Source organism: Kitasatospora sp. NPDC043949, assembly GCF_056435365.1.
In genome coordinates, this window is the sequence record NZ_JBWKEQ010000006.1 from 94,145 (window position 1) to 116,037 (window position 21,893).

The window sequence follows — 21,893 nt, forward strand, 5'->3', positions numbered from 1 at the left end:
CGCGCCGCCGGCCGGGCCGGCGGCGGGCGCGCATCCTGTGGTGGACGGGGCCGCGAGGTGGGCGGCAGGTCAGGCCGGGCCGCCCGGGCGGCGCATCGGCCGCAGGGCCGGGCGGGCCTTCTTCGGCGCGGCTGTCTGCTCGCGCCCGGGCAGGACGGCGGCCAGGGCGGCGACCGTGGGAGCGTCGAACAGGGTGCGGATCGGCAGCTCCGTCCCGAGGGCGGTGCGGATGCGGCTGACCAGCCTGGTGGCGAGCAGCGAATGGCCGCCGAGGTCGAAGAAGCGGTCGTCGATGGTGACGGTGGTGAGTCCGAGGACGTCGGCGAAGAGTGTGCAGAGGGTTTGTTCGGTGGTGTTGCGGGGGGCGCGGCCTTCGGTGGTGCTGGTGTAGTCGGGGGCGGGGAGGGCGCGGCGGTCGATTTTGCCGTTGGCGGTGACGGGGAGGGTGTCGAGGATGACGACGGCGGCGGGGAGCATGTAGCTGGGGAGGGTGTCGGTGACGGCGGCGCGCAGTTCGCCGGGGGTGACGTTGCCGGTGACGTTGCCGGTGGAGGTGGTGGTGAGGGTGGTGTAGACGACGAGGCGTTTGTCGCCGGGTTGGTCTTCGCGGACGTGGGCGAGGGCTTGGCCGACGGCGGGGTGGGCGGTGAACGCGGTTTCGACTTCGCCGAGTTCGATGCGGAAGCCGCGGATCTTGACCTGGTCGTCGGCGCGGCCGAGGAATTCCAGGACGCCGTCGGTGGTCCAGCGGGCGAGGTCGCCGGTGCGGTACATCCGCTCACCGGGCGGGCCGTAGGGGCAGGCGACGAAGCGTTCGGCGGTGAGGGAGGGGCGGCCGGTGTAGCCGCGGGCGAGTCCGGCGCCGGCGATGTAGAGCTCGCCTGCCACGCCGGCGGGTACGGGCTGTAGTGCGGTGTCGAGGACGTACGTCCGGGTGTTGGCCAGCGGGCGGCCGATCGGCACCACGTTCGGGACCGCCGAGGCTGTCGGCATCGGGAACTGGGTCGCGCACAGTGTTGTCTCGGTCGGCCCGTACAGTGCCCGCACCGCGATGCCCGGGACGGCCTCCAGCACCCGGCGGACGGCCGGGGCGGAGACGACGTCCCCACCGGTCAGCACCTCGCGCACACCGGTGAAGATGCCCGGGTCCTCCTCCGCGATGACGCGGAACAGCCCGGCGGTGACGTGCACGTGGGTGAGCCCGTGGGCCCGGACCAGCTCGCGGATGGCGGAGGCGTCCAGGTCGCCCTGCGGTGCGACGACCACCTGGCCGCCGGAGAGCAGCGGCGCCCACAGTTCGTAGGTCGAGGCGTCGAAGGCGTGCGGCGCGTGGAAGAGCACCCGCAGTCCGTCGGGGTGGTGCCAGCACGGGTCCGTCGCGAGCTGCACCACGTCCCGGTGGGTGATGGCGATGCCCTTGGGCACCCCGGTGGATCCGGAGGTGAACATCACGTACGCGAGCTGCTCCGGGTGGAGCCCGGCGGGCTGGGTGCGCCGCCTGCGCGGGCCGTCGAACCAGCCCTCGGTGAGCGGCAGGACGGGGCAGGGGGCGTCGGCGGCCAGCGGGTGGCCCTGGTGCGCGGGATCGACCAGGACGAGCGCCGCCCGCGTCTCGGCGGTGATCTGCCGCAGCCGCTCGGCCGGGTGCCGGTCGTCCAGCGGGACGTAGGTGCCGCCGGCCTTGGCCACCGCCAGGATCGCCGTCACCAGGTCGGCGGAGCGGTCCATCAGGAGGATCACCGGGCTGTCGGCGCCGACGCCCGACTCGGCGAGGTGGGCGGCCAAGTGTTCCGCCCGGGAGTCGAGTTCGGCGTAGCTGAGCTGTTCGGTGCCGGTGATCAGGGCGGGGGCGTCGGGGGTGGCGGCGGCCTGGGTCTCGAACAGCTGCGGCAGGGTGGCCTCGGGCACCGGTGTCGTCGGTCCGTTCCAGCCGGTGAGCAGGTGCTCGCGTTCGGCGGGGTCGAGGATCTCGATGCTGCCGATCGGGATGTCGGGGTAGGCCGCGACGGCGCGCAGGACGCGCAGCAGCCGCTCGGCGAGGGCGGTGGTGGTGGCGTGGTCGAAGAGGTCGGCCGCGTACTCGACCGCCACCGACAGGCCCGCCTGGGAGCCCTGTTCGGTGAAGCGGAAGGACAGGTCGAACTTGGCCACGTCCAGCTCGAAGGGGTGGTCCGCGCAGGCCAGGTCGCCGAAGGCGGCGGGCACCGCCGGGCCGCTCTCCAGGGCGACGAGCGACTGGAAGAGGGGATGGCGGGTGGTGCGCGGGGGGTTGAGGTGTTCGACCAGGCGCTCGAAGGGGATGTCCTGGTGGTCGTAGGCGTCGAGGTCGGTGCGGCGGACGCGGTCCAGCAACTCGCGGAAGGTGGGGTCGCCGGACGTGTCGGTGCGCAGCAGCAGGGTGTTGACGAAGAAGCCGACCAGGTCGTCGAGGGCTTCGTCGGTGCGTCCGGCGACGGGGGTGCCGAGCGGGAGGTCGGTGCCCGCGCCGAGGCGGGTGTAGAGGGTGGCGACGGCGGCTTGCAGGGCCATGAAGAGGCTGGCGTTCTGCGTGCCTGCCAACTCGGCCAGGGCGGTGTGCAGTTCGGCGTCGACCTCGAACTCGGCGGAGCCGCCCCGGTGGCTGGGAGCGGTCGGGCGCGGCCGGTCGTAGGGGAGCGCCAGCTCCTCCGGGAGGCCGGACAACGCCTGCTGCCAGTGGGCGAGTTGTTCGGTGAGCAGGGTGGTGGGTTGTTGCGGGGTGCCGAGGAGTTCGTGCTGCCAGAGGGCGTAGTCGGCGTACTGCACCGGCAGGGGCTCCCACTGCGGCTCGGCGCCGGCCAGCCGGGCCTGGTACGCGGTGGCGAGGTCGTGCAGGAGCGGGGCGACGGACCAGCCGTCGGTGGCGATGTGGTGCATGAGGACGAGCAGGACGTGCTCGTCGTGCGGGAGGGAGAACAGCGTGGCGCGGACGGGCAGGTCGTGGGCGAGGTCGAAGACCTCCCCGCCGGCCTCGGCCAGGGCGGCCCGGAGCGCCTCCTCGGTGGCCACGGGTATGGTCCGAAGGATCGACTCGGGGGCCTCGGCGACCAGTTGGTGCGGTTGGCCGTCGGTGGTCGGGAAGACGGTGCGCAGCACCTCGTGCCGGGCCACCACGTCCCGCAGCGCGCCTTCCAGCGCGGGGCGGTCGAGGGTGCCGGTCAGCCGGAGGGCGACGGGGGTGTTGTAGAGCGCGCTCGGTCCCTCGAACTGCTCGATGAACCACAGGCGTTGCTGCGCGGAGGACAGCGGGACGCGCTCCGGTCGGGTGGCGGGCCGCAGGGACGGGCGGGCCGCGCCGGAGGCGGGCAGGGCGGCGGCCAGGGCGGCCACCGTCGGGTGGTCGAAGAGCGCGCGGATCGGCAGCTCCGTGCCGAGGGCGGTGCGGACGCGGCTGACCAGCTTGGTGGCGAGCAGCGAGTGGCCGCCCAGGTCGAAGAAGCTGTCGTCGATGCCGACCGAGGCCAATCCGAGGACCTCGGCGAAGAGCGCGCAGAGCGCCTGCTCGATGCCGGTGCGCGGGGCCCGGCCGGCGGCGGCGCCGCTGTAGTCGGGGGCGGGCAGGGCGCGGCGGTCGACCTTGCCGTTGGGGGTGACGGGCAGCGCGTCGAGGGCGACGATCGCGGCGGGCACCATGTAGCCGGGCAGGCGGTCGGTGGCGAAGGCGCGCAGTTCGTCGGGCCGGACGGGGCCCGTGACGTAGGCGACCAGGCGCTTGTCGCCCGGCTGGTCCTGGCGGACCATGGCGACGGCCTGGCCGACGGCCGGGTGGGCGGTGAACGCGGCCTCCACCTCGCCGAGTTCGATCCGGAAGCCGCGCAGCTTGACCTGGTCGTCGGCGCGGCCGACGAACTCCAGTTCGCCCGTGGTGGTCCAGCGCACCACGTCGCCGGTGCGGTACATCCGGCCGCCGGGCTCGCCGAAGGGGCAGGCCACGAAGCGCTCGGCGGTCAGGCCGGCGCGGCCGACGTAGCCCCGGGCCAGCCCGGCGCCCGCGACGTACAGCTCACCGGCGACGCCGACGGGGACCGGGCGCAGTCCGGCGTCCAGCGCGTACACCCGGGTGTTGGGCAGTGGCCGCCCGATCGGTACGGCGGCCGGCACCTCGGCGGCGGCGGCCATCGGGTGGCGGGTCGCGAAGGTGGTCGTCTCCGTCGGCCCGTAGCCGTTCACCACCCGCAGGCCGGGGCAGTGCTCCAGCACCCGCCGGATGGCGGCCGGCGAGACGATGTCCCCGCCCGTCCACACCTCGCGCAGCCCGGCGAAGGTCTCCGGGGCCTCGGCGGCCAGCACGTTGAAGAGCCCGACCGTCATCCAGGCGGCGCCGACCCGCCCCCGGCCGATCGCGGTCGCCAGCTCGGCGACGCCGAGCCGTCCGGCCGGGGCGACCACCACGCGGCCGCCCGAGAGCAGCGGCACCCAGAGCTCGTAGGTGGAGGCGTCGAAGGCGACGGGGGAGTGCAGCAGGACGCGCTCGTGGCCGCCGCCCGCGAACGCCCCGCCGAGCGCGAGGTCCACCACGGACCGGTGGGTGACGCCGATGCCCTTGGGCACGCCGGTCGAGCCGGAGGTGTGCATCACGTACGCCAACTGGTCGGCGCTCAAGGGGAGTCCGAGGTTCCCGGCGGTCTCGTAGCCCTCGGGGTCGAGTGCGTCCGAGGGGTCGAGCACGTCCAGCCCGGCCGTCGCGGGGTGCGCCCGGTGGGCGGTGTCGGCCAGCACCAGCCGGGCCCCGGAGTCCGCGAGGACGGCCCGCAGGCGCTCGGCCGGCTGCGCGCCGTCCAGCGGCACGAAGGCGCCGCCGGCCTTGAGCACGGCCAGGATCGCCACCACCAGGGCGGCCGAGCGCTCCATCAGCAGTGCGACGGGGGTCTCCGGGCGGACCCCGGCCTCGACCAGTCGCACCGCCAACCCGTTGGCCCGTGCGTTGAGTTCGGCGTAGGTCAGCTCGACGTCGCCGGCCGTGAGTGCGACCGCGTCGGGCGCCGCGGCGGCCCGCGCCTCGAACAGCTCGGGCAGCGCGGCGTCCGGCAGCGGCGCGGTGGCGCCGGTCCCGCCGGTCAGCAGCCGTTCGCGCTCCTCCTCGGTCAACACCTGGACGGTGCCGACGAGTTCGGCCGGGTCGGCGACGATCCGGTCGAGCAGGGCGAGGAAGCGGTCCAGCAGGGTGCGCGCCTCGGCGGGGGTGAAGGCGTCGGGCCGGTGGTCCAGGCGCAGTTGGAGGCCGTCGCCCGGGGTGAGGGCCAGCAGCAGCGGGTAGTGCGCGCTGTCGACGTCCTCGACCAGGGTGACGTGGGTGGCGCCGCTCGGGTCGGCCTCGTCCAGGGCGGACGGGTCCGGGTAGTTGCCGTACACCGTGACGGTGTCGAACAGGCTTCCCATTCCGGCGAGTTGCTGGATCTCGGTGAGGCTGAGGTGCTGGTGGTCCAGCAGCGCGGACTGCTCGTGCTGGAGGCGCAGCAGCAGCTGCCCCCAGGTCTCGGCCGGGTCGAGGGTGACGCGCACCGGCACGGTGTTGATGAGCAGGCCCACCATCCGCTCCACGCCCGGTAGGTCGTGCGGCCGGCCGGAGACGGTGGTGCCGAAGAGCACGTCCTCGCGCCCGGTGAGCCGGGCCAGCAGCACGCCCCAGGCGGCCTGGACGAGGGTGTTGAGGGTGACGCCGTAGCGGCGGGCGGTGCGGGCCAGCGCCTCGGTGGCCGCCGGGGTGAGGCCGGTGTGCAGGCGCAGCGGCAGCTGCGGGGCGGCGGCGGAGCGGCCGGGGGCCAGCAGGGTGGGCTCGTCGGCGCCCGCCAGTGCCTGGGCCCAGGCGGCGCGGGCGGCGGCGCCGTCGCGCCGGGTGAGCCAGCGCAGGTACTCGCGGTAGGGGGCGGCCGGGGGCATCGGCTGCTGGAAGTACAGGCCCCACAGCTCCTCGGCGAACAGCGGGGTGGACCAGCCGTCGAGCAGGATGTGGTGCGCGGCGGCGATCAGCTGGTGGCGCCCGGGGGCGAGGGTGAGCAGGGTGTAGCGCAGCAGCGGCGGCCGGGCGAGGTCGAAGCGGCGGCCGTACTCGGCGGCGGCGATCCGCGCGGCCTCGGCCCGCGGGTCGGCGTGCGCCGTCAGGTCGAGGACGGTGAAGGGCAGTTCGACGCCGTCCGGCACGGCCTGCACGGGCGGGCCGTCGGGGCGCTGGTGGAAGCCCGCCTTGAGGTTCGGGTGGCGCAGCAACAGCGCCTCGGCGGCGGCGCGCAGCCGGTCGGCGTCCACCGGGCCGGTGAGGTCGAAGGTGCAGACGGAGGTGTAGACGTCGGCGCCGTCGGCGTCGTACGCCGCGTGGAAGGCCATGCCCTGCTGGAGCGGCGAGGTGGGCCAGACGTCCACCAGGCGGTCGGGGGCGTGGTGTTCGGCGAGCTGGTCCACCTCGGACTGGCCGAGTGTGACGAGCGGGAAGTCGGAGGGGGTGTGTCCGCCCGCGTCCGGCCGGTCGGCGTGCTCGGCGAGCGCGCGCAGCGCGGTGAACCACGCCTCGGCGAGCGCGGCCACGCGCTCCTCGGCGAGCAGCCCGGTGGCGTAGGACCACTGGGCGACCAGCAGCGGGCCCTGCGGGGTGTCGACGGTGGTGGCGTCCAGGCCGAGCACCCGGCCGAGCGCGAGGCCGGTCGCGGCACCCTCGCTCATCGCCTCGGTGCCGGCGAGCACGTCCTCGGCGGTGACGCCCTCCGGCGCGAAGCGGCCCAGGTAGTTGAACTCGACCTGCGGGTCGGCGTACCCCTCCAGCACGGCGGCGGTGGCCGGGTTGAGGTGGCGCAGCAGGCCGTAGCCGATGCCGTTGTCCGGGACGGCGCGCAGCTGCTCCTTGACCCGGCCGAGGGCCCGGCCGAGCCCGGGGCCGGCCGCGGTGACCTCGGACCAGGGCAGCGCCCCGGGGGCGAGCCGGACGGGGTAGAGGGAGGTGAACCAGCCGGCGGTGCGGTGCAGGTCGACACCGTCGACGATCTCCTCGCGGCCGTGGCCCTCCGCGGTCACCAGTACGGCGCCGTCCGGACCGGTGGTCGCCTCGCCGCGCCAGTGCCCGAGGGCGAGCGCCAGCGCGGTGAGCAGCACGTCGTTGACCTGCGCGTGGTAGGCGGCCGTGACCCGGGTCAGCAGCGCCTGGGTGGTCTCGGCGGGCAGCACGAGCCGCAGGACGCCCTCGGTGGCGTAGGTGTCCCGGGCCGGGTCGAGCGGGCGCGCGCCGAGCAGCGGGTCCGGGGTGGCCAGGGCGGCCTCCCAGAGCGGGAGTTCGGCGGCCCGGCGGTCGGTCCCGGCCTCGGCGGTGAGCCGCTGGGCCCAGCGGCGGAAGGAGGTGGGCACCGGCGCCAGCGCCACGGCCCGGCCCTCGCGGACGGCGGCGAGCGCGGCGAGCAGGTCCTCCTCGACGATGCGCCAGGTGACGCCGTCCACCGCCAGGTGGTGGATCACGAGCAGGAGCTGCGGGGGCAGGCCCGGCCCGGCGTCGAACCGGACGGCCTGGAGCATCCGGCCGTCCTCGGGCGAGAGGCGCTCGCGGGCGGCCTCGGTCTCGGCGCGCAGCACCTCCTCGGTGGCCGGGCCCGCGACGTGCCGCAGCGCGGTCCCGGCGGGGACGGCGCCGGGGGCGGGGACGTGCAGTGTCCAGGGGCGTTCGGCGAGCGGGGAGGTGCGGGCGCGGAAGACGTCGTGGTGGTCGAGCAGCGCCTGGAGGGCCGTGGCCACGTGCTCGGGCCCGCTCCCGGCGGGGAGGGTGAGCAGGGTGGACTGGTAGAAGCTCTCGACGGCGCCGTGCTGCGCGGCCAGCCAGTGCACGATGGGCGTCGGCGGCACCTCGCCGAGGCCGGCCCCGGCGGGTTCGGCGACGACCGGTCCCTCCAGCGGCCGGGCGATCCGGGCCAGGGCCTCGACGGTCGGAGAGAGGAACACCTCGCGGGGGGTGAGCTGGAGCCCGGCGTTCCGGGCCCGGGAGACGAGCCGGATGGCCACGATGGAGTCGCCGCCGAGCTCGAAGAAGGAGTCCGTGACGCCCACCGCGGGCAGGCCCAGCACCTCGGCGAACAGGCGGGCGAGGGTGTGCTCCAGCTCCCCGGCGGGGGCCCGGACGCCCTCCTCGGCGGCGGCGAAGACCGGCGCGGGCAGGGCGCGCTTGTCCACCTTGCCGTTGGGCGTGAGCGGCAGCCGGTCGAGCACCACGACGGTGGGCACCATGTGGTCGGGCAGCCGCTCGGCGCAGTACGCGCGCAGCTCGGCCGGGTCGGCGGCGCCGACGGTGTAGCCGACCAGGCGGCGCTCGCCCGGGCGGTCCTCGCGGACCAGCACCACGGCCTGGCGCACCTCGGGGTGGGCGGAGAGGGCCTGCTCGACCTCGCCGAGCTCCACCCGGAAGCCGCGGATCTTCACCTGGTCGTCGGCCCGGCCGACGAAGTCCAGCTGCCCGTCCGGCCGGTGGCTGCCGAGGTCGCCGGTGCGGTACATCCGGTCGCCGGGCTCGCCGAAGGGGCAGGAGACGAAGCGCTCGGCGGTCAGGCCGGGGCGCCCGAGGTAGCCCCGGGCCAGGTGCGGGCCGGAGACGTACAGCTCGCCCACGGTGCCCGGCTCGACCGGGCGCAGCCGCTCGTCCAGTACGTGGATGCGCACGTCCTGGCAGGGGTGGCCGATCGGGGGCTGCTCCTCGCCGGTGAGCGGCTCGCTCATGGTGACGATGACGGTGGTCTCGGTCGGCCCGTAGCTGTTGAGCATCAGGCGGTCGCGGCCGCAGCGGGCGGCCAGTTCGCGCGGGATGGCCTCGCCGCCGCCGATCAGGGTGCGCAGGGAGGGCAGTGGCACGTCCGGCAGGGTGGCCGCCATCGCGGTGGCGATGTCGGCGTGGGTGACGCCGTACTGCTCGATCAGCGCGGCCAGCGGCTCGCCGACCAGCTGGCTCTGCTCGCGGGGGAGCACCAGGGCGGCGCCGGTGGAGAGCGCCACGGCCAGGTCGGAGACGGAGACGTCGAAGCTGAGCGAGGCGGCCTGGAGCACCCGGCTGCCGGGGCCGACCCCGGTGGCGGCGACCTGCGTGTCGATCATGCTGGGCAGCCCGGTGTGGGTGACGGCCACGCCCTTGGGCACTCCGGTGGAGCCGGAGGTGTAGATCACGTACGCGGTGTTCCCGGCGCTCAGCGGCCGTACCCGCTCGGCGGCGGTGAAGGGGGTGCCGGGCCGGGTGGCCAGCTCGGCGAGGTGCCCGGGGGAGTCGAGCAGCAGCCGGGGGGCGCCGGTCTCGGGCAGCTGGGCGGCGGCCTCGGCGGTGGTGAGCACCAGGGCGGCGCGGGAGTCGGCCAGCATGTGGCGCAGCCGCTCGGCGGGGTAGGCCGGGTCGGCGGGCAGCCAGGCGGCGCCGGTCTTGGCCACGGCGAGGATCGCGGCGACGGCCTCGGGGGACTTCGGCAGGGCGAGCGCGACGATGTCCTCGGTGCCCAGGCCGCGGGCCGCGAGCACCCGGGCCAGCCGGTTGGCGCGGGCGTCCAGCTCGGCGTACGTGAGGGTGGTGCCCTCGGCGTACAGGGCGGGGGCCTGCGGGGTGCGGGACGTCTGGGCGTCGACCAGCGCGGTCAGGGTCGGCCGCCGGTCGGCTCTGTGCGTCTGCTGGACCCCGGACATGTGACTCTCTCCCTCGTACGGCTGGCCCCCGCGGTGGCGGGAACGGCTTGCTCGGCGACCTTCGGGGCGGTCGGCCCGGGCGGTCGATGGAGCGGCGGTGCGGTGGCGTGGTGGCGCGGTTCTGGTGGTGGCGTGGTGGCGCGGTTCTGGCAGTTCCGGCTGTTCTGGTGGTGCGGCTTCAGCGCTGGGCTGTCGCGGTCAGTGGCCGGACTGCTGGGCGAGCAGGCTCTTCGGCCGCAGGTCCTGCCAGTGCTGTTCGACGTAGTCGAGGCAGTCCTGCCGGCCGGCGGCGCCGAAGACCTGCTGCCAGCCGTCGGGCACCGGGCTGAAGACCGGCCACAGCGAGTGCTGGCCCTCGTCGTTCACCAGGACGAGGTAGCTGGCGTCGGGGTCCTCGAACGGGTTCGCCATCGTCGGTTTCCTCTTTGTTCGGAGAAATTTCGGGGAGGGGGGAATTACGCCGGAGCGCGGCTCACGGACCCCAGCCGGAGTCGGCGTTGGGCGCCGAGACGGGGGTGGCGGCGGCCAGGGGCGAGTACGGGTCGGCGCTGCTCTGGACGCCCAGTCCGGCGACCAGCAGAACGGCGAGAATCCCGAGCATATGGTGAATGCGAACGGCAAGATTCTTCATCGTTAATTCCTTTTTCCGAGGGGGCGGTCGGCCCTCTTCGCTCGGAAATTCATCCTGCCGAGGCTCAAACGGGGGTGGAAGCTCTGGCCATGATCGGGAACACGCATTGCGGGAACCGGAAGCTCGAACAGATCATGTCAAAAACAGACAGATCTGATCCAAAGAGTGCCTGGCACTGTCAGATCAGTGGTGGGAACAGGTCACTGGCGAGGGTTTCGGTCAACCGCCCGCCCGCCCGGCGCGTCGGCGAGGGCGGCCCCGGCCCCCGGAAGCCGCCGAAGCCGCCGCGGGGGCGGGGGTTACGGAGCGTCAGGACAATGGTTCACGGAGCGTCAGAAGTGGGAGCCCCGGCGCAGTTCCTCGCGGACGGCGGGCCAGTCACCGGTCCACGTCCGCCCCGCCGAGGCGGGTGACTCCAGGGCGATCGTCGCCAGGTAGGCGCGCTTGAGCGCGGCCCGCTCGTCCTGCACCCGGCCCGAGGCCTGCTCGATCCGGCGCAGCCGGGCGTGCAGCCGCTCCAGCGCGCCCCCGCCCGCGAGCAGGCGCCGCGCCTCGGGGCCGAAGCGGAAGCCGGCGGCGAGCAGCGGCCAGGCCGACCGCCACACCCGGAACACCTCGCGGTGGCCCGGACCCCACTCCCGCTCGGCCCGGGACAGCCGCGCCATCGCCGCCCGCTCGGTGGGCGCGGCACAGATCTCGCGCAGCGTCCGTGCGAGCGCACCCCAGTCCTCGCCGGGCGCGTGCCGCAGCGCGGCGGGCAGCAGGTGGGCCATCGAGCCGTGCACCAGGGTGCGCGGCCACCGCGCCGCCACCGCCTCGGCCAGGCCCCCGCCGGTGTCGCCGACCAGCACCCAGACCTCGCGCACCCCGCGCTCGGTGAGCTCGGCCAGCACCTGCGGCCAGTGCTCCCCGTCCGTGGCCGGCCACAGGCCCAGGACCTCGCGCCCGCCGTCGGCGGAGATCCCGAGCGCCAGGTGCACCAGCGGGCCGCCCGAGCGGCCGCTGCGCACCGCGTCGAGGAAGACCACCGGGTAGACGGGGTCGAGCGGGCACCGGCGCCGCTCGTCGAGCTCGTCGAGCACCTGGTCGGTGATGGCGGAGACGGTCTCCCGGCTGAGCTCCACGCCGTACACCTCGGCCAGGTGCGCCACCAGCTCGCCGGAGCTGAGGCCGCGCGCGGTGAGCGAGATGACCAGTCGGTCGAGGCCGGGCAGCCGGCGGGCCCGGGGGCGGACGGCCCGGGGGGTGAAGCTGCCCTGGCGGTCCCGGGGCACCCGCACCTCGACCGGGCCGACCTCGGTGAGCAGCCGTCTGGCCCGGGCACCGTTGCGGACGTTGGCGCCGGGTTCGGCCCCACGCAGGTGCTCCTGGAGTTCGAGCTCCAGGGCGTGCTCGATCAGCTGCTTGGCGAGCGTCTGGAACAGCCCGCCGTCGCCCAGCAGCCGGATCGCGCCGGAGCCGACCTGCTCGGCGGCGGCCTCCGCCAACTGCCGTACCAGCCGCTGGTCCACCAGCTCGGCCAGGTCCACGGGCGGGACCGCCGGGCCGGGATCAGCTCGCAACAAGGGGTGCCCTCCGTCTGTCGGCCGTTCGTCCGCCGGCCGTCCGCCCCGGCCGCCCTGACGGGGCGACAGTCACGAGACGGCGGCCGTCCGCCTGTCACCGCGGCCGGGTGCGCTCGGGTCCGCCACTGCCGCGGTCGGCTTCCCCGCCTCCGGGCGCGCTCGGCTTCGCCGTCGACCGCTGATTTCCGCGCCACTTGGGCGTACACTCACGGCAGTCAGAGCCCGGGGGGACGGCTTCCGAACGACAGGTGATTTCCATCCTGCCATTTCAGATGCCTTGCGGTGGCCGGTACGGGCATTCGTGAAACCGCAATGCCGAAGCCGGAAGGATGCCCAGATGTGTCTATCCCAGGACAACAGCGCGGGAATGGGGACACCGCAGCTCTGTGACCGAGGGATCGAGTTCTACCGGGTGGCGCTGGCCGAGGGCTGCGCCACCGGAGACGCCCCCGAGTGCCTGCTCGCGATGGGCCTGCTGCGCTCCGTACCCGGCTCCGGCGAGCGACTGACCCCCGTCCCGCCCGACATCGCGGCCACCGGCCTGACCCGGCCGATCGAACTCGCCGTGCTGGGCCACCAGGAGCGGCTCGCCGAACTGCGCACCGCCTTCACCGCCGCCGACCGCGCCTACCAGGACGTCATGCGCCGGGCCCAGCTGCCGGTCCGCCTCCTGACGGGCGAGGAGATCAACCCCGCGCTGGAGAAGGCCGTCGCCGCCTGCACCGAGGAACTGCGCACCGCCCAGCCCGGCGGCGGCCGCAGCCCCGAGCACCTCGCGGACGCCCTCCCGCGCGACCTCGCCCTCGCCGGGCGCGGCGTGCGCCAGCGCACCCTCTACCAGCACACCGTGCGCTCGCACGGCCCGACGCTCGCCTACATCGAGCAGGTCACGGCCCAGGGCGCCCGGATACGCACCCTGAACGAGGTGTTCGACCGGGTGATCATCTGCGACCGCTCCACGGCCTTCGTCCCGGCCGCGGCCGACCGCGAGGCCGCCGCGATGCTCATCCAGTTCCCACCGCTGGTCGAGTACCTGCTCAAGATCTACGAGTTGATGTGGGAACGCGCCGAGCCGGTCACCTACCTGGAGGGCCGGCACCGCCCCCAGCTGCTCACCGACCGCACCCGCCAGAACGTCCTGCGCCTGATGGTCAACGGCTACACCGACGAGGCCATCGCCTCCCGCCTCGGCATGAGCACCCGTACGGTCTCCAGCCACATCCAGAAGGCCAGCGAACTCCTCGGCAGCCGCAGCCGCGGCCACCTCGGCTACATCATTGCCCGCGAGGGCGTCCTGGACGAACCCCTCGACGACCTGTGACCGGCACCGGCACCGGGGGCCGTCGCCGTCGCTCGGCGGGACGGCCCCCGGCGGCCGGTGCTACTCGTAGCGCAGTTCGGCCGGCCGCATCAGGCGCAGGAGCTGCGGCAGGCCGAGCGCGGTCGTGAGGAGGACGGCGCCGGCGGCGATCGCGGACATGGCCAGCATGGAGCCCCAGTCGAGGGCGAAGGGCAGGCCCGCCGTGTACTGGAGGACGGCTCCCATCAGCAGGCCGCCGACGGCGGCCTGCAGCATGCCCAGGGCCATCGGGACGAGGGTCTGCCACAGCACCGACAGGCCCAGGATCCGGCGGCGGGTGCCGACGGCGCTCAGCACGCCGAGGATGCGGCGCTGCTCCCGGAAGCGCTCCAGCTGGCCGACCAGCAGGCTGAGGGAGACCAGCAGCAGGGTGACGGCGGAGCCGGCGGTGAGCAGGCGTTTGACGGCGAGGTAGGTCGGGTCGAGGGTGCGGTCGAGCGGGGACCCGGCGACGCCCTGCGGGTCGATCGCCATGACGTCGGTGGCGAGTTGCTCCTTCGGGTCCGGCAACCCGGGGGCCATCGCGACCAGGACGGTCGCGGGCTGGCCGCGCAGTGCGGCGGCCGGGGCGGCGCCCGGGGTGAGGAGCAGCAGGCCGGAGCCGATCCGCCCGTTGGGGTCGGAGCCCTCGACGGGCTCGACGGTGGCCGTCACGGCGGGCAGCGGCCAGGACGGCGGCTCGCCGTCACCGCGGAAGAAGGCGGCGTGGACGGTCGTGCCGGGCTTGGTTGCGGCGGCGGCGTCCGCGCCGGTGTTCGGACCGGTGTTCGGGCCGGTGTTCGTGCCGACGTCCGTGCCCGCGCTCGCGCCGCCGCTCGTGCCGACGTCCGTGCCGGCGTCCGGTCGGGTGGTCCGGCCCTGGACGGCGAAGGCGTCACCGTCCTTGCAGTCGGGCAGGGTCGCGAAGCCGCGCAGCACGGCGCAGTCGGCGATCCGGACGGCGGGCAGGTCCCAGAGCTTGGCGGTGGGGGTCTCCAGGGCGAACTCGGTGTAGGCGGCGGTGGCCCGCACCCCGGGAGAGCGCGCCAGCGAGTCGGCGAGCCGGTCGGCCTGCGGGCCGCCGCCGGGGAAGGACACCGACTGCTGGTACGGCCCGACCGCGGCGCGGGGGCCGGGGCGGTCCTCGTAGCTCGCGCTGACACCGAGGAAGAGCGTCTGCAGGGCGATCGCCCCGGCGACGGCGACGACCACGCCGCTGACCGCGGCCGAGGCGGGGCCCGAGCTCAACTGGAGCCTTCGGATGGCGAGTTGCCAGGACACACCGCCGCCGGAGCGCCGGGTGGCGGCCTCCACCAGCCAGGGCAGCAGGGTGCAGACGCCCACCAGCATCAGCAGCACGCCGAACGCGACCAGCAGCGAACCACGCGTGTCCTGAACGGAGTTGAAGACGGCGGTGCGCCCTATCCCGGACGGGTTGTACTGCGTGGGCAGTGCCAGCGCGAGCGCCGTCAGGGCGAGGCCGGCCAGCGGCAGCGCCAGCCGCCATCCGATCCGGCGCCGGCCGGGGCCGGACCGGCGGACCACGCCGAGCGGGTCGACGGTGACCCGGCGCATCGCCAGCAGGCTCACGCCGATGCCGAGGAGCGGCACGACCACGGCGATCGCGGCGGCGATGGCGGGGTGCGGCGCGATGTCCTCGGGGTAGAAGCTGAAGCCCGCGAGCCGCAGGTGGCCGGTCAGCCGCCGGCCGAGCAGGAACAGCGCCGCGCCCGCGACCAGGCCCAGCACCGCGCCGACCAGGGACTCCCCGGCGGCGAGCCGGGCGGTCATCCGGCGGTCCGCGCCGACCAGGCGCAGCGCGGCGAGCCTGCGGTCGCGCCGTTCGCCGCCGAAGCGGGCGGCGGCGGCGAGGAAGACGCCGACCGGGGCGAGCATCACGGTCAGGCCGACCGCGTTGAGCAGGATCAGCCGGGGGTCCATCGGCTTGGGCGGAGAGAAGTGGCCGTACGAGGTGATGCGGGAGGCTCCGGCGTCCCGCGAGAGCCGGTCGCTGCCGAGCAGGTAGCCGGCCTGGCCGGGGCCGAGCAGGCCGTCCGGGCCGATGCCGCCGACCACCGGGTAGGGGAGGCGGTCGCGCAGCAGCTGGTTGGCCGGGTCCTTCAGGAGCTCGGCCAGGGCGGGCGAGACGACCATCCGCCCCGGCGGCGGGTACGCGGCCACTCCGGGCGGGAGCGCCGCGTCCGGGCCCTCGGGCTGGACGACCCGTCCGCGGATAGCGGTGCCCCGGAAGGTGGTGTCGGCGGTGGCGATGAGGACCGTCCGGTCGCCGGGCGTGGGCAGGTCCTCGTCGCGGAAGGTGTCGTTCTGCACGTACAGGCGCTCGTTGCGGTGCTGGACGATGCCGGGGAAGGAGGCGGTGAACAGCAGCAGCGCCACCCCCAGGCCGACGCCGCAGGCGGTGAGCAGCAGCCGCCCCCAGCCGTCCCGTCCGTTGGTGAGGGCCAGCCGCACGCCGAGGCCGAGCTGGTCCAGGAACGGCGAGCGGACCCGGTCGGCGGCGGGGATGTTCGCGTCGGGGCTACTGGTGTCGGGGCTGCTCACGCCGGGGCCGCTCGTGGTGGAACTGCTCATATCGCGCCCGCCAGGTCGCGGGTGCGGCCGTCGCGGACGACGATCTCGCGGTCGGCGTAGGCGGCGACCCTGACCTCGTGGGTGACCAGGACGACGGCGGCCCCGCTCTCCCGGGCGGCCTGGGTGAGCAGCTTCATCACCCGCTCGCCGTTGAGGGAGTCGAGCGCGCCGGTCGGCTCGTCGGCGAAGACCGCCTTGGGCCCGGTGATCAGGGCCCGGGCGGCGCCGACCCGCTGCCCCTGGCCGCCGGAGACCTCGCCGGGGCGCTTGGCGGCCACGTCGTCGACCTCCAGGCGCTCCAACCATTCGCGGGCCCGGGCCTCGGCGGCCCGGCGGCGCAGTCCGTTGAGGCGCAGCGGGAGCGCGACGTTCTCCAGGCAGGAGAGTTCCGGGACGAGCTGGCCGAACTGGAACAGGAAGCCGAACTCGGTGCGCCGCAGGGCGCTCAGCTCGGCGTCGGAACAGGCGGTGAGGTCGCGATCCCGGTAGCGGAGGCGACCGCTGTCGGGTCGGGTGATCCCGGCGAGGCAGTGCAGCAGGGTGGACTTGCCGGAGCCCGACGGGCCCATCACGGCGACGAGTTCGCCGGCTGCGACGGTGAGCGAGGCCCCACCGAGCGCCGGGGTGAGCCCGAAGTTCTTGTGCAGGTCGTGGGCGGCGAGCAGGGGTTCGGACATGGTCAACGCTGGGACTCCGTGATGCGGGCGGCGAGTTCGTCCAGGCGGGCGGCGGTGAGCTCCAGCCAGCGCAGGTCGGCTTCCAGGTGGAACAGGGCGTGGTCGCAGATCAGCTGGTCGGTGAGGTCACCGGTGAGCTTGCGGCGGGTCAGCTCCCGCATCTCCTTGAGGTGTTCGGCCCGCTGCGCGTCCAGGACGTCGGCGCCGGAGCGGCCGGTCAGGAGGGCGAGCACGACCTTCTGGTAGAGCGTGCTCTGCAGGTACGGCTGCGGGCTCTCCGGGTGCGCGAGCCAGTTGGCGAGGTCGGTGACCCCGGCGTCGGTGATCGCGTACCGCTTGCGCTCCGGGCCGTCGCCGGCCTCGACGCCGTCGACCACCACCAGCCCGTTCTTCAGCAGCCGGGAGAGCGTCGCGTACACCTGCCCGTAGTGCAGGCCGCGGTCGCGCCCGAAGTGCTCGTCATGGAGGCGTTTGATGTCGTATCCGTGGCGGGGCTGGGTCTCCAGCAGGCCGAGGAACAGCTGTCCGAGTGACATGCTCCGGGACTATACAGGCCATGTATACACACAGGTGTATAGCGGGCCCCCTCGGGTCCGGCCGCCGGCGCCGACACGGCCGCGGCCTCCCCGAGCAGGACTCGGGGAGGCCGGAGCGGTTCGGTGCCCGGGTCAGTTCAGACCGTGGGCCTGGCGGTCAGGACGCCTGGGCGCGCACCAGCCAACGCTGGTTGGCATTGGCGGTGCAGGACCAGACCCCGAGCGCGGTGCCGTTCGCGTCGGCCCAACCGGGCAGTTCGAGGCACTTGTCGGAGATCGGGTTGTAGAGCGTGCCGTCGTAGCGACGGACCCAGGTCTGCGCGTCATCGGCGGCGCAGGTCTGGAAGGACACCTTGGTGCCGTTGCCGGCCGGCTTGTCGTTGGTGGTGATGCACCGGTCGGTGCCGGAGACCTTGAACTTGTTGTCGGTGGTCAGGGTGAAGTGCTGGGCGTTGCCGTTGTAGCAGTTGTAGAAGGCGACCGCCGTGCCGACGGAACCGCCCCAACTGTCGATGCACCTGCCGGGGTTGTAGGCGCTCTGGATCTGGACGCTGGAGCCGGCCGTGGCGAGCGAGTTGGCCTGCTGGTCGGTGAACGCGTACGGGTAGATCCGGACGTCGCTGACCGCGCCGTTCACGCGGCCGTCAGGCCCGGGGTACCGGGCGGTGGTCTCCCCGCCGATGTTCAGACTGCCGTTGGCCTTCCAGCCCGCAGGGACCTTCGCGCTTCCGGCCGCTCGGCCGTTGACGTACAGCGTCGCGGTCTGGGTGTCCGAGTTGAACGTCCCGGCGAGGTGGGTCCAGACGCCGATCTGGGGTTGCTCGGAGTCGACGGCCGCGTAGTACGTGGTGGGGCGGAGCTGGTCCGACGAGGGCAGGTTGAAGGCCCACTTGCCGTACGTCGCCGAGTACTGCAGGTAGAACGGACTGCGCTCGTTGCCGGTCAGGGAGACGGCGGTCTGGTAACCGTTGGTGTTGTTGACCTTGACCCAGGCGGCGACGGTGTAGCTCTGGCCGGTGTCGATGTTGGCCTGGTTGGTGCTGCGGTAGAGGGTGTTGCCGTCGAGGACGGTCGCCTTGCCCGCGGCGCCGTTGTGGTCGGTGGTGCGGGCGAACGTGCTCGGGTAGAGCGCGTTGGCGGCGTTGCTGTCGACGGCGGAGGTGCCGTCGAGTGCCCACCAGAGCGGGTTCACGGAGGTGTCCGCGGCCTGGGTCGGTCCGGCCTGCCAGGTGAAGGCGGCGTTGGGGCTGCCGGGGTTGGTGGGCGCGCCCCACCAGATGTCGATCTGGCCGTTGCCGCGCTTGCCCCAGAGACCGGCCGCGCCGTTGCCGGTGAGGTCCCCGTCCGAGCCGAGCGTCGGCCAGGTGTCCGGGGAGACGGAGCCGATCGTGACCGGGCTGGAGATCTGGGTCAGCGTCGGGACGGTGGCGGTGTTCCCGCTGCTGTCCAGTACGGGCCTGCCGTTGCGGTCGGTGGACACCACTGTCCCGGTGGTGAAGGTGTAGGCGAGCAGAGTGCCCTTGCCGCCGTCTGCGGCTGCCTCCAGGTTCCGGGCCCACAGGCCTGGGTGGCCCTGCTTGGCCCAGTCGCCGGGGGCGATGAGCTCCTTGTCCTTCCACCCGGAGGCGGCGAGCCGGACGGGCTTGCCGAGGGTCTGGAGCCTGGTCGCGGGGTAGTACCAGAGGGCGGCGTCGGCGCCGTTGGCGGTGCTCTCGACGGTGAGCAGGCCGCTCTTGTTCTTGAACTGCAGCTTGTAGTCGAGGTCCGTGTTCGCCGGGTCGCCGAGTGCGGCCACGCGGAGGGTGGTGGACCAGTCGGTGGCGTTGTATCCGGTGGCGGTGAGCCAGGAGCAGTCCTCGCTGGCCGTCGTGACGCACTTCGGCTTCGGGAGGACCGACCTCGCGTCGACCCGGCCGTAGTAGCCGGTGTTGCCCGGATTCCCGTAGAGGTAGAGGTCCTTGTCACCGGGGGCGTGGGCGACGATGTCGTCGATGTTGTTGCCGCCGGTCAGCGTGCCGCGGTGGGCGAACTGGATGTCGGCCCAGCCCCGTCCGGTGGGTGAGTCGTCGCGCTTGGCGACGAGGGAGACGGCAGGGCTCTTGGCGAGCGGGTTGCCGGCCACGGCGTAGGCGCGCAGGTCGCCCGACTGGTCGGGGGTGACGATGTCGGGCGCACCGTCACCGGTGACGTCGCCGAAGACCGGCGGCGGGCCGTCCGGGTTCCACGGGACGTAGAACGCGTACTGGGCCACCGGCGAGACGTTGCGGGCGTTGTCCATCACCTGGAGGTACACGATGTTGGTGCCCCAGCGGCCCGGCAGGACGCTGACGCCGCCCTGCGGGAGGGCGGATCCGCACTGCCACTGGGCGCCGGAGAGCTGCGGGTCCCAGGACCACCGGGCGCACGTGACACCCGACGGCGTGCCGCCGTTGGGGGCGGTGTCGGCGGCGGTGAAGGGGACGATGCCCCACTCCCAGGCCTTCTTCCTGGTCACCTGTCCGTTGCCGGACGGCGGGAAGTGGTCGGCGAGCGAGCTCTCGGGAAGAGCGGTGTAGACGTCGGGGACGGACAGGCTCGGGGGAGTCAGGTCGACCCCGAAGCGGCATGCGGGGGCGTATCCCGACGAGGTGAAGTCGTCGGTGGCGAAGGAGCCCCAGCCGTAGACGTGCCCGTCCTTGATCACGTCGGAGCGCACCTGGAAGGCGGCGTTGCCTCCGTTGCCGACCAGACCCGATTTCCCGGAGTCGACCTCGGGCGCGCCCGGGAGGTTGTAGTCCCAGATCTTCGACCACGAGTAGAGCGAGTTCTGGACCGGGCTGTGCACGGTGGCGTTCAGGGACACCGCGCCGTTGAAGTTGCTGCCCGCGCCGAGCCAGCCGACCGAGGAACCGTCGCAGCCCTGGTTCTCGGCCCACGGCGACGCCGTGCCCGGCGGCGGCCAGACGTAGGTGTTGGTCGGGGTGTCCGGTGCGCGGTCGTACTCGACGACCACCACCGGGTTGTACGTCAGGCGCTTGAAGGCCATCTTGTTGGACTCGTCGCCGGCGAACACGCCGAAGGTCAGGTTGTCGTGGGTGGCGGCGCGTTCCCGGTAGACGGAGGTGACGTCGTACTGGAACTCGCGGTTGTCGTAGCAGCCGCTGCCGCCGGAGCCGGCGACGTCGGCGCGGCCGAGTCGGCCGCCCACCACGGCGGGCGGGTTGTTCCAGGTGGTCTGGTTGTCGATCGGCCCGGTGAAGTAGAGGTCCACCGGATAGGTGTTGGTGCAGGAGAAGTCCGAGGACTCGTACTCCCAGACCGACATGGTGGCCTTGTTGATGACCGTGCCGCCGAATCCGCGGGTGTCGATCTGGAAGTAGGACCGCTCGATTCCCTTGTCGACCTGGTATCCCTGGTACCCGACGCCGGGACGGGCGTACTGGCCGTCGGAGGCGGTGGTCTGCCCGTAGCGGGGCGTCTTCGGGTACGCCTGCTGGGTCCAGGTCCAGGCGTTGCCGCTGCGGGAGTCGTAGATCCACCCGGGATCGATGAACCAGGGGCCCTGACCCTTGCCGAGCACCGAGGCGTCGGTGGTCAGCTCGACGGCGTCGCCGGAGGCCGTGGTGGGCATGGTCGCGACCCTGGCGCCCGTACCGGGCCCGTCCGCGCTACTGGGCTTGTCCGACTTGGCGGGAACACCGGCCTGGGCCGCGCCGTCGCCGTCGGCCGGGGCGGCCTGCGCGGCCGCGGCGGCCTTGCCGGCAGTGGCTGCGGGGACGGTGCCGGCCGCGCCGCCTGAGCTGTCCCACATCCGAGGGGCTGGGGCGTGCCAGCGGACCTTGCCGTCCTTGCCGGTGGCGGTGAGGTTGTTGGACCCGTCGTCCTTGACGGTGACGCCCTGACCGGTGGTACCGAAGCGGATCTTCTTCAGCTGCGGGTTGTTGGCGGCTTCGGCGGTCTTGACGATCAGGACGGTGCTGAGGCCGCCGAACTTGTCGGCGGTGGCCTTCAGGTCGATGCCGGGGGCGACGTCGGGGTAGACCAGGCCGTCGCCGTCGTCGTCGAGGGCCGGCTTGGTCAGCGGGAACGGCGAGTCGATGACGAGCTTCTCGCCGTCCGGGCTGGTCAGCGTGCCGAGGGGGCCGCTGCCGCCACCGGACAGGTGGACTCCGGAGGAGGCGGTCCGAGGGCGGTAGCCGCCCGCCGGGTCGGCGACGAGCTTGGCGTCCAGCGCGGCCCAGACGCCGTCCTGCCGCCTGACGCGTTGCTGGTCGGCGTGCTGGGAACGGGAGAGGTGGCCCGCGGGAGTGGCGACCGTTTCGCTGTACTCGTCCGTCAGTTCGGGTACGGGGACGGGCTTGCCGGTGGACTTGGCCTGGGCGATCGCCCGGTCGGCGGCCGCAGCCGGAGGCTTCTCCTTGGTCTGCCTGGCGTCTGCGGCGGCCATGGCCGTCAGCACGTCCGGGGGAAGCGTTCCGGGTGTGGTGGTGGGCGTGGTGGGCACCGGGGCGGCGAACGCGACGGGTGCCACCGAGGTCAGGGCCAGGACGAGGCCCACGGCCGCGGCGGATGCGCGCGCGGACGGGGTCCGTGGACGAAGGCGTGTGCAGGAGCGGGCGCCGGGCGGAGCAGCGGGCATGTGGTGAGGTTCCCCCCTCGGTACGACAATCGGGTCCGCCCCCTGGCCGATGGGTAAAGGCGCGGGCAGGGGGCGCCAGCAAGATCGCGCAATGGCAAACTGATGGTCAACTCATTTAGGTGTTCGACTGTCTGGTTTGGGGGTGGGCGAACCGCTTTGGTTCCCCTGTGACATGAATCACCACACGTCTTGATCGGTCGACTCCTCGACCCGGGGCCGCATTACCCCCTACTGTCCGCCACAGTCGTCTGTCCACGCCCTAGCTGAGGCGTGGCTACCTATGGGGG

9 protein-coding genes are annotated in these 21,893 nt (G+C 73.8%); 1 reads left to right on the top strand and 8 read right to left on the bottom strand.

Annotated elements, in window-relative coordinates:
- Window positions 1-69: 69 nt before the first annotated feature.
- The 4 genes from AC07AL_RS07730 to AC07AL_RS07745 form a co-directional block, all read right to left on the bottom strand.
- The gene (locus AC07AL_RS07730) at window positions 70-9,648 is read right to left on the bottom strand and encodes an amino acid adenylation domain-containing protein (RefSeq protein ID WP_478317175.1); all 9,579 of its coding nucleotides are present in this window, start codon (window positions 9,646-9,648) and stop codon (window positions 70-72) included.
- Between the two features lie 198 nt (window positions 9,649-9,846).
- Complete coding sequence (locus AC07AL_RS07735) at window positions 9,847-10,059, bottom strand: MbtH family protein (protein WP_363585184.1); 213 nt, start codon at window positions 10,057-10,059, stop codon at window positions 9,847-9,849.
- 61 nt (window positions 10,060-10,120) lie between these two features.
- Window positions 10,121-10,249 carry a hypothetical protein gene (locus AC07AL_RS07740; protein ID WP_363585182.1) on the bottom strand — a complete coding sequence of 43 codons (129 nt, stop codon included), beginning with the start codon at window positions 10,247-10,249 and terminating at the stop codon, window positions 10,121-10,123.
- A 362-nt stretch (window positions 10,250-10,611) separates the two neighbouring features.
- Window positions 10,612-11,808, bottom strand: a complete 1,197-nt coding sequence (locus tag AC07AL_RS07745) for an IS256 family transposase (protein ID WP_478317199.1) — start codon at window positions 11,806-11,808, stop codon at window positions 10,612-10,614.
- Between the two features lie 373 nt (window positions 11,809-12,181).
- On the opposite strand from AC07AL_RS07745, the gene AC07AL_RS07750 reads away from it, so the two are divergent.
- Window positions 12,182-13,165 (top strand): helix-turn-helix transcriptional regulator, encoded by a 984-nt coding sequence (locus AC07AL_RS07750; protein WP_363623297.1) that lies wholly within the window; start codon window positions 12,182-12,184, stop codon window positions 13,163-13,165.
- 60 nt (window positions 13,166-13,225) lie between these two features.
- Here AC07AL_RS07750 and AC07AL_RS07755 read toward each other — a convergent pair whose 3' ends face one another.
- From AC07AL_RS07755 to AC07AL_RS07770, 4 genes are all read right to left on the bottom strand, one after another.
- A complete protein-coding gene (locus AC07AL_RS07755) occupies window positions 13,226-15,775 on the bottom strand; it encodes an ABC transporter permease (RefSeq protein ID WP_478317176.1) in 2,550 nt (849 codons plus the stop codon).
- Entirely contained in the window at window positions 15,772-16,452 is a 681-nt protein-coding gene (locus tag AC07AL_RS07760; RefSeq protein WP_363585174.1) for an ABC transporter ATP-binding protein, read from the bottom strand. Before AC07AL_RS07760 ends, AC07AL_RS07755 begins: the two co-directional genes overlap by 4 nt.
- A gap of 2 nt (window positions 16,453-16,454) precedes the next feature.
- Window positions 16,455-16,988 (bottom strand): PadR family transcriptional regulator, encoded by a 534-nt coding sequence (locus AC07AL_RS07765; RefSeq protein ID WP_363374032.1) that lies wholly within the window; start codon window positions 16,986-16,988, stop codon window positions 16,455-16,457.
- 157 nt (window positions 16,989-17,145) lie between these two features.
- Window positions 17,146-21,525, bottom strand: coding sequence for a LamG-like jellyroll fold domain-containing protein (locus AC07AL_RS07770; protein WP_478317177.1), 4,380 nt, complete (start codon window positions 21,523-21,525; stop codon window positions 17,146-17,148).
- Between the last annotated feature and the right edge of the window lie 368 nt (window positions 21,526-21,893).

What these genes read in the sequence shown, in the direction of transcription:
- AC07AL_RS07730 (WP_478317175.1), bottom strand. Translation starts at nt 9,648, where the DNA reads ATGTCCGGGGTCCAGCAGACGCACAGAGCCGACCGGCGGCCGACCCTG.
- AC07AL_RS07735 (WP_363585184.1), bottom strand. Translation starts at nt 10,059, where the DNA reads ATGGCGAACCCGTTCGAGGACCCCGACGCCAGCTACCTCGTCCTGGTG.
- AC07AL_RS07740 (WP_363585182.1), bottom strand. Translation starts at nt 10,249, where the DNA reads ATGCTCGGGATTCTCGCCGTTCTGCTGGTCGCCGGACTGGGCGTCCAG.
- AC07AL_RS07750 (WP_363623297.1), top strand. Translation starts at nt 12,182, where the DNA reads ATGTGTCTATCCCAGGACAACAGCGCGGGAATGGGGACACCGCAGCTC.
- AC07AL_RS07755 (WP_478317176.1), bottom strand. Translation starts at nt 15,775, where the DNA reads ATGAGCAGTTCCACCACGAGCGGCCCCGGCGTGAGCAGCCCCGACACC.
- AC07AL_RS07760 (WP_363585174.1), bottom strand. Translation starts at nt 16,452, where the DNA reads ATGTCCGAACCCCTGCTCGCCGCCCACGACCTGCACAAGAACTTCGGG.
- AC07AL_RS07765 (WP_363374032.1), bottom strand. Translation starts at nt 16,988, where the DNA reads ATGTCACTCGGACAGCTGTTCCTCGGCCTGCTGGAGACCCAGCCCCGC.